This window comes from Streptomyces sp. NPDC090021, assembly GCF_044748225.1.
Lineage (GTDB): Bacteria > Actinomycetota > Actinomycetes > Streptomycetales > Streptomycetaceae > Streptomyces.
Map to the genome: position 1 here is coordinate 34,501 of NZ_JBIVFO010000045.1, position 13,808 is coordinate 48,308.

Consider the following 13,808-nt stretch of genomic DNA (forward strand, 5'->3'; position numbering starts at 1 on the left):
TACTGGATAGGCTGGGGCCGACCGACGCTAGGAGGACAAGGGACGATGGCAGGCAACACGGAGCCGCTTTCGCCGCGGGCCAAGCTGGCCGTGACGGCGGGCAAGGCCGCGGCGGCGGTGTCGCGGGCCGCGGGACGCGGAAGCGGATCGGTGATCGGCGGCAAGGTCGCACTCAGGCTCGACCCCGATCTTCTCGGCGCGCTGGCGCAACACCTCGACGTCGTCCTCGTATCAGCGACGAACGGCAAGACCACGACGACCCGGCTGATCGCCGAGGCCCTGCGGGCCAGCGGTCCGGTCGTCTCCAACGCCCTCGGCGCCAACATGCCGGCCGGCATCACCTCGGCGCTCGCCGGCGGCTCGGACGCCAAGTACGGCGTCATCGAGGTCGACGAGAAGTACCTGGCCGGAGTGGCCCGGGACGTCACCCCCAAGGTGATCGCCCTGCTCAACCTCTCCCGCGACCAGCTGGACCGCGCCGCCGAGACCCGCATGCTCGCGGAGAAGTGGCGTGAGGGCCTCCAGGGCTCCAAGGCCGTCATCGTCGCCAACTGCGACGACCCGCTGATCGTCTGGGCCGCCTCCTCCTCCCAGAACGTGGTGTGGGTGGCGGCCGGCCAGGAGTGGAAGGACGACGCCTGGTCGTGCCCCTCCTGCGGCGGTGTCATGCAGCGCCCGGGCGACGACTGGTTCTGCGGCGAGTGCGGCTTCCGCCGCCCGACCCCGGCCTGGGTGCTCTCCGGCGACCACGTGCTGGACCCGCACGGCTCGGCCTGGCCGATCCACCTCCAGCTGCCCGGCCGCGCCAACAAGGCCAACGCCGCCACCTCGGCCGCCGTGGCCGCCGTCTTCGGGGTCCCGCCACAGGTCGCGCTGGAGCGGATGTACCAGGTGCAGGCCGTCGCCGGACGCTACGACGTCGTCCACTTCCAGGGCCGTGAGCTGCGGCTGCTGCTCGCGAAGAACCCGGCGGGCTGGCTCGAAACGTTTTCGCTGATCGACCCGCCGCCGAGCCCGGTGATCCTCTCCGTGAACGCGCGCGGCGCCGACGGGACCGACACCTCCTGGCTGTGGGACGTCGACTACCCGCGCCTCGCGGGCCACCCGATCTTCGTGATCGGCGACCGCAAGCTGGACCTCGCGGTCCGCCTGGAGGTCGCGGGCCTGGACTTCCGGGTGTGCGAGACCCTCGACGAGGCCGTGCAGCTCGCGCCGCCCGGCCAGATCGAGCTGATCGCCAACTACACCGCCTTCCAGGACGTGCGCCGCCGCGTCGGCAACTAGTACTCATACCCCCAGAGGACACACGAGCATGAGCGACAACAGCCTGCGTCTGGTGTGGGTCTACCCCGACCTGCTCAGCACGTACGGAGACCAGGGCAACGCCCTCGTCGTGGAGCGCCGGGCCCGCCAGCGCGGCCTGGACGTCCAGCGCGTGGACGTGCGCAGCGACCAGCCCATCCCCACCTCGGGCGACATCTACCTGATCGGCGGCGGCGAGGACCGTCCGCAGCGCCTGGCCGCGGAGCGGCTGCTGCGCGACGGCGGTCTGGAGCGGGCCGTCTCGAACGGGGCGATCGTCTTCTCCGTGTGCGCCGGCTACCAGATCCTGGGCAAAGAGTTCGTCAACGACCAGGGCCAGCGCCAGGAGGGCCTCGGCCTCCTGGACGTCGTCACCGTGCGCGGTGAGGGCGAGCGGTGCGTCGGCGACGTCCTCGCCGACATCGACCCCCGGCTGGGCCTGCCGCAGCTGACCGGCTTCGAGAACCACCAGGGCGTCACCCACCTCGGCCCGACGGCGAAGCCGTTCGCCCGGGTGACCATGGGCCGCGGCAACGGCACCGGCGACGGCACCGAAGGCGCGTACAACGACACGGTGTTCGGCACCTACATGCACGGGCCCGTGATGGCGCGCAACCCGCAGATCGCGGACCTGCTGCTGAAGCTGGCGCTCGACGTGAACGCCCTCCCGGCCATGGACGACCGGTGGTACGAGGCGCTGCGCGCGGAGCGGATCGCGGCCGCGACGCAGCCCGCCTAGCACCCCCGCGGAGCGCTCATCGGGGCGGCCTCCGCATCATGTGTTCGGCCCGGTTCTCCCTAGGGGGAACCGGGCCGACGTCGTTTCGCACGACGATCACGACCAGCATGTGGAGGATGGTTCAGCACACCTCCAAACCGCTTGTAGGGTGGCCGTAGTTCCAACCGGACGACGTGGTCCGGTCGCCGGCCCACGTTGCAAAGGTCTCTTCTGCCATGCGCATAGGTGTGCTCACTTCCGGTGGCGACTGCCCCGGCCTCAACGCCGTCATCCGCTCCGTCGTACACCGCGCCGTCGTCGACCACGGCGACGAGGTGATCGGTTTCCACGACGGCTGGAAGGGCCTGCTGGAGGCGGACTACCGCAAGCTCGACCTCGATGCCGTCGCCGGCATCCTCGCCCGCGGCGGCACCATCCTGGGCTCCTCCCGGGTCCAGCCCGCGCACCTGCGCGACGGTGTCGAGCGTGCCCGCGGGCACGTCGCCGACCTCGGCCTCGACGCGATCATCCCGATCGGCGGCGAAGGCACCCTGAAGGCCGCGAACCTGCTCTCGCAGGCCGGTCTGCCGATCGTCGGCGTCCCGAAGACCATCGACAACGACATCGCCTCCACCGACGTCACCTTCGGCTTCGACACCGCCGTCGGGGTCGCCACGGAGGCGCTGGACCGTCTGAAGACCACCGCCGAGTCGCACCAGCGTGTGATGGTCGTCGAGGTCATGGGCCGCCACACCGGCTGGATCGCCCTGCACTCGGGCATGGCGGCCGGCGCGCACGCGATCGTCGTACCGGAGCGCCCCTTCGACATCGACGAGCTGACCGCGATCGTCGGCGAGCGGTTCTCCGCGGGCAAGCGGTTCGCGATCGTCGTGGTCGCCGAGGGCGCCAAGCCGAAGCCCGGCTCGATGGCCTTCGAGGAGCGCGGCAAGGACATCTACGGCCACGAGCGGTTCGCCGGCATCGGCAACCTGCTGGCCGTCGAGCTGGAGAACCGCCTGGGCAAGGAGGCCCGGCCGGTGATCCTGGGTCACGTCCAGCGCGGTGGTACGCCCACCGCGTACGACCGGGTCCTCGCCACCCGGTTCGGCTGGCACGCGGTGGAAGCGGCGCACCGGGGCGAGTTCGGCATGCTGACCGCGCTGCGCGGCACGGAGATCGAGATGGTCCCGCTCGCCGAGGCGACCTCGACCCTGAAGACCGTCCCGGCCGAGCGCTACGAAGAGGCCCAGACGGTTCTCTGACCGCTCCCGGCGTCCCATTTGCGGCAGAACCGCCCCCGCGCGCACGAGCGTACGGGGGCGGCACTAATGTGGTGGGGCAGCACAGTCGAGGGAGTGAACAGATGGACCACAGCGGGCACGGCATGGACATGCACATGGACTTGCCGCCGTTCACTCTCGGGCGCGGGCTGGAGTTCTCCTTCGACGCGTTCTTCCTGTTCGGCTCCCTGATCGGGCTCGCCCTGTACGGGTGGGGCGTGCTGCGGCTGCGCCGTCGCGGGGACTCCTGGCCGCTGGGCCGGACGATCGCGTTCACCCTCGGCGTGCTCACCGTGATCCTGGTGATGTGCACCAAGCTGAACGACTACGGCATGGTCATGTTCAGCGTGCACATGGTCCAGCACATGGTGATCAGCATGATCACCCCGATCCTGGTCCTGCTGGGCGCCCCGGTGACGCTGGCGCTGCGCGCACTGCCGCCCGCGGGCCGCGGACGCAAGGGGCCGCGCGAGCTCCTGCTGGCGCTCCTGCACAGCCGGTACATGCGGGTGATCACCCATCCGGCCTTCACGATCCCGATGTTCATCGCGAGCCTGTACGCGCTGTACTTCACCCCGCTCTTCGACTTCCTGATGGAGAGCCGCACCGGACACATCGCGATGATGGTCCACTTCTTCGCGGTCGGCATGATCTTCTTCTGGCCGATCATGGGCATCGACCCCGGCCCGCACCGTCCGGGCTACGTCATGCGGATGCTGGAGCTCTTCGCGGGCATGCCCTTCCACGCGTTCTTCGGCATCGCCCTGATGATGGCGAGCCAGCCGATGATCAAGACGTACGCGAACCCGCCGGCCTCCCTCGGCATCGATCCGCTGCTCGACCAGCAGTGGGGCGGCGGCATCGCCTGGGCATTCAGCGAGATCCCCTCGGTGCTGGTGCTGATCGCCCTGATCTACCAGTGGTACCACTCCGAGCAGCGGGCCGCGAAGCGCTCCGACCGGGCCGCGGACCGCAACGGCGACCAGGAGCTGGAGGCGTACAACGCGTATCTCGCCTCGCTCCAAGCGCGTGGCCAGTAGCGCGACCCCGCTCCGGCGCGCCACCATGGGGCATGACCGGATCCGTTAAGGCGATGGCAGTCATGACCTTCGCCGCACTGGTGGCCGTGGCCACGTATTCGGTGGTCCTCGGCAGCAACGGCTGGCTGTGGTTCGGCTGGGTGGTGCTGGGGCTGCTGACCGCGGGGATGGCCGCCTCGCGCAATGCCTGAGGAAGGTCACCACCGCCCCCTCCTTCCCGGGGCTCACCGTCCGTAATATGGCAGTGACGACGGGAAACCGACAGGAGCGGCCTGGTGTTCTACCACTTGCTCAAGCACGTGTTCCTCGGTCCGCTGCTGCGGCTGCTGTTCCGGCCGCGGATCGAGGGGCTGGAGAACATCCCCGCGGAGGGCGCCGCGATCGTCGCGGGCAATCACCTGTCGTTCTCCGACCACTTCCTGATGCCCGCGATCCTGGCGCGGCGGATCACCTTCCTGGCGAAGGCCGAGTACTTCACCGGCCCCGGGCTCAAGGGCAGGCTCACCGCGGCGTTCTTCCGCAGCGCCGGCCAGATCCCGGTGGACCGGTCCGGCAAGGACGCCGGACAGGCCGCTCTGCGCGAGGGGCTGGGGGTCCTGGCCAAGGGCGAGCTGCTGGGCATCTACCCGGAGGGGACGCGCTCGCACGACGGCCGGCTCTACAAGGGCAAGGTGGGCGTGGCCGCGATGGCCCTGGGCGCCGGCGTGCCGGTCATCCCCTGCGCGATGGTGGGTACCTTCGAGATCCAGCCGCCCGGGCAGCGGATCCCGAACATCCGGCGGGTGACGATCCGCTTCGGTGAGCCGCTGGACTTCTCCCGGTACGCCGGCATGGAGGGCGAGCGCGCCGTCCTGCGGGCGGTCACCGACGAGATCATGTACGCGATCCTCAACCTGTCCGGGCAGGAGTACGTCGACCGGTACGCGGCCGAGGTGAAGGCCGAGGAGGAGCAGGCGCGGAAGAAGGCCCGGCGCACGACGCGCTGAGCCCTCTCCCTCGTCACCGCCCACCCGGCGGCTGCCCGGCTTCCCGTCCTCAACGGACGGCGGGGGGGCTCCTCGCGCTGCGGCCGGCCCGCACCGGTGCCGTGGTCGAGCGACCGCCCGGCGGCGGCCGCGGCCGTGGCGACCGGCGCGGCGTGCGGGGGGCATGCTCGTCACCGGCCGCCCATGCCGCGAAGGTCTGGGCTACGGGCACCCGGCAGGAGTCGTAGTACGGGGCGCTCCGGAAGAAGCCCATGGGGTCGGCCGGGCCGACGATTCCGCCGAACGGGTTGGCCTTGGCCTCGCCACGGAGCTCCTGCCCCCTGGCGTCGACCTGCGCGCGGGTGTCGCCGAGGTGGAAGACGGCGTCGCTCCTGACGGCCCCGGCGGTTCTGGCGAGCGGAGCCCGCATCGTCCCGCGTTCAGCGGTCGTAGGTGCGGCAGGCTTCGTCGAGGACTTCGCGCAGCCGGAGGGCGTCCGCGGCCAGGGCCGTCACGAGGACGGCCGCACCGGCCAGCGCGGTGGCCGCGGCGTACTCGCCGAGCACGGCGGCCGGCGGCGGGTCCTCTTCGAACGCGGGATCCACGACGAGGAGTTGTCCGACGGCCCGGTGTCCGGCGAGGCCGGCCGGGCCGTCCCAGCCGCCGGGGGCGCCGGGGCCGCAGGCGAGCTCCTGGTCCAGCAGCGGCCGGCCGCCCCGGGTGACGGTGAGGCGGCTGCGCAGCAGGCCGGACGGCTCACCGTGCCGTCCGAGCACCTGTTCCTCGCGCAGCAGCAGGCGGGCGGTCGGCGCGAGGCGGACGCGGGTGCGCACCCGCAGGTCGCTGCCGCGGACCGAGACGAGGGGCTCCGGCAGCCACCGCACCGCGGCTCCGTCCTCCAGGTCCAGATCCACGTCGTAGCGCGCGGGCTCGCCCGCCCGGCCGGGCAGGGCCAGGGTGGCCGCCGCCGAGGCCAGGGCCAGCCGGGCCCCGGGCCCGGCGGTGGCACGGACGGTGAGGTGGTCGCCGCCGAGCGGGGCGCTCATCGCGCCGACCAGGACGACGCCGGCCTCGGCCTCCCCGCCACGGGTGCGGCGCAGGGCGAGCGGGCCCTCACCGGCCAGCAGGGGCAGTGCGGTCCCGCCCCTCCCGTCGGCCACGGCGTGGATGCGGGCCGTGGCCCGCACCCCCGTGGCGGGCGGGGCGACGGGGGGCGCGGTGGTCACCGTACGGTCCAGGCGGCGATCCGCGCGCGGACCCAGTCGGCCACCGGGGCCACACCCTCGGGGCCGCGCAGCGACTGGAAGGCCACGGGCAGCTCGCCGCGTTGCCCGGCGGCGTCGCGGGCCATCCGGTCGAGGTCGGAGCCGACGTGGGGGGCGAGATCGGTCTTGTTGACGATGAGGAGGTCGGCGGTGGTGACGCCAGGGCCTCCCTTGCGCGGGATGTCGTCCCCGCCGGCGACGTCGATGACGAAGATCTGGGCGTCGACGAGCCCTCGGGAGAAGGTGGCGGTGAGGTTGTCCCCGCCGGACTCGACGAGGATCAGGTCGAGCGGGGCGTGCTCGCGGAAGGCGTCCTCCAGTTCTTCGACGGCCTCCAGATTGGCGGAGATGTCGTCGCGGATGGCGGTGTGCGGGCAGGCTCCGGTCTCGACGGCGGTGATCCGCTCCGGCGGCAGGACCGCTTCGCGCAGCAGGAACTCGGCGTCCTCGCGGGTGTAGATGTCGTTGGTGACCACCGCCATGGACAGGTCGGTGCGCAGGGCGCGGCAGAGGGCGGCGACGGTGGCGGTCTTGCCGGAGCCGACGGGTCCGCCGAGGCCGATGCGCAGGGCGCGCCGGGTGCCGTCGGCGCGCAGCGGTTCGGCACTGTGGGTGTGCCGGTGGGTGTGGGCGACGGCGTGGTCGAGGTGCATGGGGTGCTCCCGTGGTCGAAGGGGTGCGGTGGGGCGCCGGTCGGCGGGCGGCGGGCGCCGGGTGGTCAGGAGGCGAACAGGCGTACCGGCCAGCCGGCATGGACCTCGGCCGCGATCTCCAGCAGCGGCGAGGAGGCCGCCGGCAGGGCCTCGGGTCCGTCCAGCAGCGCCCGGCGTCCGGCCTCGGCGGCCCGGGCCGCGACGGCGTCGAGCTCGGGGGCGAGCCGGGCCAGGACCCCGCTCGCCTCGAAGGGGTCCAGGCCCAGCAGCCGCACGGTGGCGGTGGCAGGGCCTCCGACGCTCTCGTACGCCGCCACGTGCGCGGCGTCGAGCGGCCCGAGCCCGGCCGCCCGGGCGGTGAGGCCGAGCACGACGGGCTGGTGGGCGCCGCGCGGGAAGACGGCGGCGAGCCGATCCAGTGCGGGGTCGGGCCAGGTCGCCCGCGCCGCCCGCAGCAGTTGGCGGCCCAGCCGCCGCGCCGCGGTGCGCAGCGCGGGCGACGGGGTGCGGGCGTCGGCCGCGGCGTCGAGCACGGCCGGATCGAGCCCGAGGGCCGCCGCGGCGGCGAGTGCCGCCGCGGTGAGCCCGGCGGTGTGCAGCCTGCCCCGGCAGAAGTCCTCCAGGGTGGCGGCGTCGTGGATCCGGCCCGCCTTGCAGGCGGCCTCGGCCCCGCCGGAGTGGGCGTGCCCCCCGGCGGGGAACCGGCCGTCCGCGAGGACGAGCAGGGCGGCGAGGCTCATGCGCGGGGGCCCATCAGAAGAGGAAGTAGCGCTGGGCCATGGGAAGTTCCGCCGCGGGCGCGGGCTCCACGGCCTCGCCGTCGATGGTGACGGTGAAGGTGTCGGCGTCGACCTCGACCCGGGGCATGGCGTCGTTGTTGCGCATGTCCGCCTTGGTCACCTTGCGGGTGGTCTCTATGGCGGTGAACCGCTTGCCGAGTCCGAGCCGTTCGGGCAGGCCGTCGTCGAGCGCGGCCTGGGCGGTGAAGTTCAGCGAGTTCATGCCGGGCGCACGGCCGTGGCCGCCGAACATCGGTCGGGGCAGGACGGGCTGGGGGGTGGGGATGGAGGCGTTGGCGTCGCCCATCTGCGCGTAAGCGATCTGGCCGCCCTTGATGACGACCTCGGGCTTGACACCGAAGAAGGCCGGGTTCCACAGCACCAGGTCGGCGAGCTTTCCGGTCTCGACCGAGCCGACGTCGCGGGCGATCCCCTGGGCCACGGCGGGGTTGATCGTGTACTTGGCGACGTAGCGGCGGGCCCGGTGGTTGTCGGCGGGTCCGTCGCCGGGGAGGAAGCCACGGCGCCGCTTCATCACGTGGGCGGTCTGCCAGGTGCGCAGCACCACCTCGCCGACGCGCCCCATGGCCTGGGAGTCGGAGGAGATGATGGAGATGGCACCGAGGTCGTGCAGGACGTCCTCGGCGGCGATCGTCGAGGGCCGGATGCGGGACTCGGCGAAGGCGAGGTCCTCGGGGACGGCGGGGTTGAGGTGGTGGCAGACCATCAGCATGTCGAGGTGTTCCTCGACGGTGTTGACGGTGTGCGGCCGGGTGGGGTTGGTGGAGCTGGGCAGGACGTTCGGCTCGGAGACCACGGTGATGATGTCGGGTGCGTGCCCGCCGCCCGCGCCCTCGGTGTGGTACGAGTGGATGGTCCGGCCGGCGATGGCCGCGAGGGTGTCGGCGACGAAGCCCGCCTCGTTGAGCGTGTCGGTGTGGATGGCGACCTGGGCGCCGGTCTCGTCGCAGACGCTCAGGCAGGCGTCGATGGCGGCGGGGGTGGCCCCCCAGTCCTCGTGGATCTTGAAGCCGAGGGCTCCACCGCGCAGTTGGGAGTGCATGGCCTCGCGGGAGGTGGTGTTTCCCTTGCCGAGGAGGCCGATGTTGACCGGGTGGGCCTCCAGCGCCGCGAACATCCGGGCCAGGTGCCAGGGCCCGGGGGTGACGGTGGTGGCCTTGGTGCCCTCGGCCGGTCCGGTGCCGCCGCCGACCAGGGTGGTGATCCCGGAGGCGAGGGCCTCGTCGACGACCGTCGGGGAGATGAAGTGCACGTGGGCGTCGATGGCGCCGGCGGTGACGATCTTCCCGTTGCCCGCGATGATCTCGGTCTCGGGGCCGATGACCAGGGCGGGGTCGACACCGTCCATGGTGTCGGGGTTGCCGGCCTTGCCGATGCCGCAGATCCGGCCGTCGCGGATGCCGAGGTCGGCCTTGACGATGCCCCAGTGGTCGAGGATCACGACTCCGGTGATCACGGTGTCGGCCGCACCCTCGGCCCGGGTGGTGCGGGCCTGGCCCATGGATTCGCGGATCACCTTGCCGCCGCCGAAGACGGCTTCGTCGCCCGACCGGCCGGGGCCGCCGGCGAGGTCCTGCTCGATCTCGACGAAGAGGTCGGTGTCCGCGAGGCGGATCCGGTCGCCGGCCGTCGGGCCGAAGAGGTCCGCGTACACCCGGCGGGAGATCTCAGCCATCGAGCGGCCCCCCGGTCTCGCCGCGCAGTCCGGGTACAGTCCGCGCGCCCGCCAGCGGGACGAGTTCCACCGCCGCCGGGATGCCCGGCTCGAAGCGCACGGCCGTGCCGGCGGCGATGTTGAGCCGGAGCCCGTGGGCCGCCGCGCGGTCGAAGTCGAGGCCGGGATTGGCTTCGGCGAAGTGGTAGTGGGAGCCGACCTGCACGGGCCGGTCGGCGGCGTTGAGCACGGTGAGACGGGTGACGGGGCGGCCCTCGTTGAGGAGCACCGGTCCCTCACCGAAGGCGATTTCGCCGGGGATCATGCGGGGTGCTCCTTGTCAGACGATGGGGTCGTGGACCGTGACGAGTTTGGTGCCGTCCGGGAAGGTCGCCTCGACCTGCACGTCATGGATCATCTCGGGGATCCCCTCCATGACGTCCGCGCGGCTCAGCACGGTGCGGCCGGAGGCCATCAGCTCAGCCACCGTGCGGCCGTCGCGGGCCCCTTCGAGGATGTGCGACGTGATCAGCGCCACCGCCTCGGGGTGGTTGAGGAGCACCCCGCGCGCCTTCCGCTTCCCGGCCACGTCCGCGGCCACGTGGATGAGCAGTCGCTCCTGTTCGTGCGGTGTCAGTTGCACTCGTATCACCAAGCTTCCAGGACAAGATCGACTTCGCGCCGATGGCGACCCTAACGGCCTTCAACGCTCTGTTGACCTGCACATTTCCGACCCAAGCGTCCCTTGCCCAACGTGGGGGAAGGCTTTCCGTTGCGCCCACCGCAGCTTTACCGGCTCATGGGTGATCACTGGTGGTCGCACGTGACCGCCACGCTAGGGTCCGCTCTTTTCCGCTGCGTTAACCCACGTTTCGGGAAGGCTCCCGGTTCGGGCCCGCGGCCCCCGGGGGCCGTCTTCCGTATACGGAGAGAGCCGGGCGCCCGGCCGTCCGGGCGCCCGGCGTGCACGGACGGTCCGGCGGCGCAGTGGTGCGGTCAGCAGCCGCCGGCCGCCGCGGCGGGTGCGCCCGCGGTCCAGGGCAGGGCGATCCAGACCGTCTTGCCGCCCTCCTCGGTGGGGGTGACCGAGAGCCGGCCGCCCGCCTCCGCGGCGAGCCAGCGGATGATGACCAGCCCCCGGCCGTTGTCCTGCTGGACGGCGGCCGGAAGCCGCCTGGGCCATCGCGGGTGGCTGTCGGTCACCCCGACCCGGAGCCATTCCTCTCGCTCCAGACGGATGTCGACGGTGAAGGTGGGCGACTGGCCGAAAGTATGCTGTACGGCGTTGGTGGCGAGCTCCGAGACGATCAGCCGGACGCTGTCCGCGGTTTCGGCGTCATCGGGCAGTCCCCATGCGCACAGCACCTCCGCGACGTAGCGCCGGGCAGCGGCCACCGAGGCGGGATCGCTCGGCAGAGTGACGGATGCTTCCTGGTGGTCTGCCATGGCGACGTCCCTTTCCCACCGGGTCGGAAACTCCCCGGATCTGTGCTGGACGCCAGAGTGCCACCCATCGTGGCGCCGCACCTGCCTTTCCCCAAAGATGTGCATATATCTGTCGCCCGTTGCGGTGAACTCTGCTACGGAAGAGCGTATTTGGACGGCAGACTGGTGCGACCTGTGCCGGTGGAAGGAGGCGGGTGTGCAGCACGGTCCCGCGGTGCGCCGGCGTAAGCTCGGCGAGGAACTGCGTGCCCTGCGTGACCGGTCGGGACTCACCAGTGGTGAGGCCGCCCGGATCATGGGATGGCACCAGTCGAAAATCAGCCGCATCGAGACGGGCCGCAGCGGCGTGAAACCGGAGGACATCCGACTGCTTCTCGATGCCTACGGAGAGGTCGTGAGCCCGGAACAGCGGGCGCTGCTGGAGGCCCTCTCCGTCTCGGCCGCCGGCCCCGGACCGGGCGGGGGCACCGGGCGGGGGCGCCAGTGGTGGCACGACTACCGGGGGCTGCTGCCCCAGGAGTACCGGGACTTCATCAGCCTGGAGGCGGGGGCCCGGTCCGCCCGTACGGTGGAACTGTCCGTGGTGCCTGGACTGTTGCAGACCCCCGAGTACGCGCGCGCCGTGACCCGGGCCGCCCTCGGTGGGCTGCCGGAGCCGAAGGTGGACGCCCTGGTCGACGTACGGCTCGCCCGGCAGGCGGTGCTGCGGGCGGATCCGCCGCTGGAGCTGAGTGCGGTGCTGGACGAAGCGGTGCTGCGCCGGCAGATCGGCGGGCCGGGGGTGATGGGCGAGCAGCTGAGGCACCTGGTCCGGGTGGCACAGCTCCCCCAAGTGACCCTACAGGTACTGCCGTTCAGCGTGGGTGGTCATCTCGGCCTGACAGGACCGTTCGTTATTTTCTCATTTACGAACATCGCCGATCTGGATGTGGTGGTACTCGACCATTTGACGAGTAGCCTCTATCTGGAGCGGAAGGAAGACCTAGAGGCGTACGGCGCCGCGTTCCGCACCATCCAGGCGCACGCCCTCCCGCCCCAGGACTCGTCTGAACTCATCAGCTCACTCGCTGACGACGCGTAGAGGAGGCACCCCCGTGTCCGCAACCCCCTTGAGCACCAGCGGACTTCTGATCAGAGCTGCGCGGTGGCGGCGGAGCAGCCGCAGCACCGGCATGAACAACTGCGTGGAAGCGGCCGTCCTCGGCGACGGCCTGCTGGCCGTCCGCGACTCCAAGCGGACGGACGGCCCGGCCGTGCTCTTCACCGGGCCGGCCTGGGACGGCTTCCTGGTCTCCGTACGGGCGGACGACCGCGCGCCCGTCTGACAGCCCCGTCCACCCGTCTGACAGTCCCGTCCGACAGCCCCGTCTAACAGTGCGTGGCTCCGGCGGGCGCGGCCCGGACGATCGTCGTGACCGCCCGATCGATCTCGTCCCCCGTGAGATCGGCCCGGGCGGTCAGCCGCAGCCGGGAGATACCGTCCGGCACCGACGGCGGGCGGAAGCATCCCACAGACAGACCTGCCTCGCGGCAGTCGGCGGCCCAGCGCAGTGCCGCCGAGGCGGACGGGGCCCGTACCGACACCACGGCCGCGTCCGGCCGGGCCGCGGTCAGGCCGGACGCGGTGAGCCGCCCGTACAGCCGGCCGGCCACCTCGCGGGCACGGTCGGCGCGTTCCGGTTCCCGCCGGAGCAGGCGCAGGCTCGCCAGTGCCGCGCCCGCGGCGGCCGGGGCCAGCCCGGTGTCGAAGATGAAGGTGCGCGCGGTGTTGACGAGGTGCCGGATCACCTTGGCCGGACCGAGCACGGCTCCGCCCTGGCTGCCCAGTGACTTCGAGAGCGTCAGGGTGGCGACCACATGGGGCGCGCCGGCCAGCCCGGCGGCGTGCAGGGCGCCCCGGCCGCCCTCCCCCAGCACGCCCAGCCCGTGCGCGTCGTCCACGAGCAGGGCCGCGCCCGCGTCGCGGCACACCGCGTCGTACCCGGCGAGCGGTGCGGCGTCCCCGTCCACGGAGAACACCGAATCGCTGACCAGCAGGGCCCGGCCCTCGTGCGCGGCGAGAGCCTTGCGCGCGGCGTCCGGATCGGAGTGCGGGACCACCGCCGTCCCGGCGCGCGAGAGCCGGCAGCCGTCGACGATGGAGGCGTGGTTCCCCGCGTCGGAGACGACGAGCGTGCCCCGGTCGCTGAGTGCCGTGACGGCGGCGAGGTTGGCCGCGTACCCGGAGGACAGGACGAGCGCGGCCTCGAACCCGCAGAAGGCGGCGAGTTCCCGCTCCAGTTCCGCGTGCAGCTCGGTGGTGCCGGTGACGAGACGGGAACCGGTGGCTCCGGCTCCCCAGCACTCGGCCGCCTCGCGGGCCCCCCGGACGGTCTCGGGGTGCCGGGACAGGCCGAGGTAGTCGTTGCTCGCGAGGTCCAGCAGGGGCGACACCGGCGGCCGGGGGCGCAGGGTGCGGACCAGTCCGGCCCGCTCCCGTACGCTCTCCGCGGCGTCGATCCAGGCGAAGACGTCCGCGGGGTCGGCAGTGTGCTGGGGCATCGGCGATTCCTCGTGTTTTGTCGGCAGTCCACAGACCAGCCCGACCCTAGCCGCCGCGGCCGGTCCGCCAGGTGTGGTGATACACACACACCCATCCGGCCATGTTGTGCGATCTCTCCTTGGCCGGGAGCGGTGGTGTGGGAC

17 protein-coding genes are annotated in these 13,808 nt (G+C 72.2%); 8 read left to right on the forward strand and 9 right to left on the reverse strand.

What is annotated here, in order from left to right; translation table 11 throughout:
• Positions 1-45: 45 nt before the first annotated feature.
• The 6 genes from ACIPXC_RS29270 to ACIPXC_RS29295 all read left to right on the forward strand — a co-directional run bounded on the left by ACIPXC_RS29270 (position 46) and on the right by ACIPXC_RS29295 (position 5,326).
• A complete protein-coding gene (locus ACIPXC_RS29270) occupies positions 46-1,284 on the forward strand; it encodes a MurT ligase domain-containing protein (protein WP_401624083.1) in 1,239 nt (412 codons plus the stop codon).
• Positions 1,285-1,312: 28 nt separating this feature from the next.
• Positions 1,313-2,041 carry a type 1 glutamine amidotransferase gene (locus ACIPXC_RS29275; RefSeq protein ID WP_401624085.1) on the forward strand — a complete coding sequence of 243 codons (729 nt, stop codon included), beginning with the start codon at positions 1,313-1,315 and terminating at the stop codon, positions 2,039-2,041.
• Positions 2,042-2,256: 215 nt separating this feature from the next.
• On the forward strand, positions 2,257-3,282 hold the full coding sequence (locus tag ACIPXC_RS29280; protein ID WP_030960129.1) for a 6-phosphofructokinase: 1,026 nt from the start codon (positions 2,257-2,259) through the stop codon (positions 3,280-3,282).
• A gap of 101 nt (positions 3,283-3,383) precedes the next feature.
• Positions 3,384-4,340, forward strand: coding sequence for a cytochrome c oxidase assembly protein (locus tag ACIPXC_RS29285; protein ID WP_401624087.1), 957 nt, complete (start codon positions 3,384-3,386; stop codon positions 4,338-4,340).
• 32 nt (positions 4,341-4,372) lie between these two features.
• Positions 4,373-4,531 carry a hypothetical protein gene (locus ACIPXC_RS29290; protein WP_031150049.1) on the forward strand — a complete coding sequence of 53 codons (159 nt, stop codon included), beginning with the start codon at positions 4,373-4,375 and terminating at the stop codon, positions 4,529-4,531.
• An 84-nt stretch (positions 4,532-4,615) separates the two neighbouring features.
• On the forward strand, positions 4,616-5,326 hold the full coding sequence (locus ACIPXC_RS29295) for a lysophospholipid acyltransferase family protein (protein WP_386464662.1): 711 nt from the start codon (positions 4,616-4,618) through the stop codon (positions 5,324-5,326).
• 49 nt (positions 5,327-5,375) lie between these two features.
• Here the strand turns inward: ACIPXC_RS29295 and ACIPXC_RS29300 are convergent, their stop codons facing one another.
• The 8 genes from ACIPXC_RS29300 to ACIPXC_RS29335 all read right to left on the reverse strand — a co-directional run bounded on the left by ACIPXC_RS29300 (position 5,376) and on the right by ACIPXC_RS29335 (position 11,123).
• On the reverse strand, positions 5,376-5,735 hold the full coding sequence (locus tag ACIPXC_RS29300; protein WP_401624090.1) for a hypothetical protein: 360 nt from the start codon (positions 5,733-5,735) through the stop codon (positions 5,376-5,378).
• A 10-nt stretch (positions 5,736-5,745) separates the two neighbouring features.
• Positions 5,746-6,531: an urease accessory protein UreD gene (locus ACIPXC_RS29305; RefSeq protein ID WP_401624092.1), complete on the reverse strand. Its 786-nt coding sequence runs from the start codon at positions 6,529-6,531 to the stop codon at positions 5,746-5,748.
• A complete protein-coding gene (gene ureG / locus ACIPXC_RS29310; RefSeq protein ID WP_401624094.1) occupies positions 6,528-7,223 on the reverse strand; it encodes an urease accessory protein UreG in 696 nt (231 codons plus the stop codon). Before ureG ends, ACIPXC_RS29305 begins: the two co-directional genes overlap by 4 nt.
• 65 nt (positions 7,224-7,288) lie before the next feature.
• Complete coding sequence (locus ACIPXC_RS29315; RefSeq protein WP_401624096.1) at positions 7,289-7,963, reverse strand: urease accessory protein UreF; 675 nt, start codon at positions 7,961-7,963, stop codon at positions 7,289-7,291.
• A gap of 13 nt (positions 7,964-7,976) precedes the next feature.
• The gene (locus tag ACIPXC_RS29320; RefSeq protein ID WP_401624098.1) at positions 7,977-9,698 is read right to left on the reverse strand and encodes an urease subunit alpha; all 1,722 of its coding nucleotides are present in this window, start codon (positions 9,696-9,698) and stop codon (positions 7,977-7,979) included.
• On the reverse strand, positions 9,691-10,002 hold the full coding sequence (locus ACIPXC_RS29325) for an urease subunit beta (RefSeq protein WP_392064295.1): 312 nt from the start codon (positions 10,000-10,002) through the stop codon (positions 9,691-9,693). The genes ACIPXC_RS29320 and ACIPXC_RS29325 overlap by 8 nt, the downstream gene beginning before the upstream one ends.
• Before the next feature lie 15 nt (positions 10,003-10,017).
• Entirely contained in the window at positions 10,018-10,320 is a 303-nt protein-coding gene (locus tag ACIPXC_RS29330; protein WP_030960114.1) for an urease subunit gamma, read from the reverse strand.
• A gap of 353 nt (positions 10,321-10,673) precedes the next feature.
• The gene (locus tag ACIPXC_RS29335) at positions 10,674-11,123 is read right to left on the reverse strand and encodes an ATP-binding protein (protein WP_401624101.1); all 450 of its coding nucleotides are present in this window, start codon (positions 11,121-11,123) and stop codon (positions 10,674-10,676) included.
• A gap of 196 nt (positions 11,124-11,319) precedes the next feature.
• Here ACIPXC_RS29335 and ACIPXC_RS29340 point away from each other — a divergent pair, with 196 nt between their 5' ends.
• Both ACIPXC_RS29340 and ACIPXC_RS29345 read left to right on the forward strand, forming a co-directional pair.
• A complete protein-coding gene (locus tag ACIPXC_RS29340) occupies positions 11,320-12,204 on the forward strand; it encodes a helix-turn-helix domain-containing protein (RefSeq protein ID WP_401624103.1) in 885 nt (294 codons plus the stop codon).
• A 13-nt stretch (positions 12,205-12,217) separates the two neighbouring features.
• Positions 12,218-12,448: a DUF397 domain-containing protein gene (locus ACIPXC_RS29345; protein WP_401624105.1), complete on the forward strand. Its 231-nt coding sequence runs from the start codon at positions 12,218-12,220 to the stop codon at positions 12,446-12,448.
• A 43-nt stretch (positions 12,449-12,491) separates the two neighbouring features.
• Here the strand turns inward: ACIPXC_RS29345 and ACIPXC_RS29350 are convergent, their stop codons facing one another.
• The gene (locus tag ACIPXC_RS29350; protein WP_392578598.1) at positions 12,492-13,664 is read right to left on the reverse strand and encodes an 8-amino-7-oxononanoate synthase; all 1,173 of its coding nucleotides are present in this window, start codon (positions 13,662-13,664) and stop codon (positions 12,492-12,494) included.
• Between the last annotated feature and the right edge of the window lie 144 nt (positions 13,665-13,808).

Coding starts and splice junctions, on each gene's coding strand:
- ACIPXC_RS29270 (WP_401624083.1), top strand. CDS start 46: ATGGCAGGCAACACGGAGCCGCTTTCGCCGCGGGCCAAGCTGGCCGTG.
- ACIPXC_RS29275 (WP_401624085.1), top strand. CDS start 1,313: ATGAGCGACAACAGCCTGCGTCTGGTGTGGGTCTACCCCGACCTGCTC.
- ACIPXC_RS29280 (WP_030960129.1), top strand. CDS start 2,257: ATGCGCATAGGTGTGCTCACTTCCGGTGGCGACTGCCCCGGCCTCAAC.
- ACIPXC_RS29285 (WP_401624087.1), top strand. CDS start 3,384: ATGGACCACAGCGGGCACGGCATGGACATGCACATGGACTTGCCGCCG.
- ACIPXC_RS29290 (WP_031150049.1), top strand. CDS start 4,373: ATGACCGGATCCGTTAAGGCGATGGCAGTCATGACCTTCGCCGCACTG.
- ACIPXC_RS29300 (WP_401624090.1), bottom strand. CDS start 5,735: ATGCGGGCTCCGCTCGCCAGAACCGCCGGGGCCGTCAGGAGCGACGCC.
- ureG (WP_401624094.1), bottom strand. CDS start 7,223: ATGCACCTCGACCACGCCGTCGCCCACACCCACCGGCACACCCACAGT.
- ACIPXC_RS29315 (WP_401624096.1), bottom strand. CDS start 7,963: ATGAGCCTCGCCGCCCTGCTCGTCCTCGCGGACGGCCGGTTCCCCGCC.
- ACIPXC_RS29320 (WP_401624098.1), bottom strand. CDS start 9,698: ATGGCTGAGATCTCCCGCCGGGTGTACGCGGACCTCTTCGGCCCGACG.
- ACIPXC_RS29325 (WP_392064295.1), bottom strand. CDS start 10,002: ATGATCCCCGGCGAAATCGCCTTCGGTGAGGGACCGGTGCTCCTCAAC.
- ACIPXC_RS29335 (WP_401624101.1), bottom strand. CDS start 11,123: ATGGCAGACCACCAGGAAGCATCCGTCACTCTGCCGAGCGATCCCGCC.
- ACIPXC_RS29350 (WP_392578598.1), bottom strand. CDS start 13,664: ATGCCCCAGCACACTGCCGACCCCGCGGACGTCTTCGCCTGGATCGAC.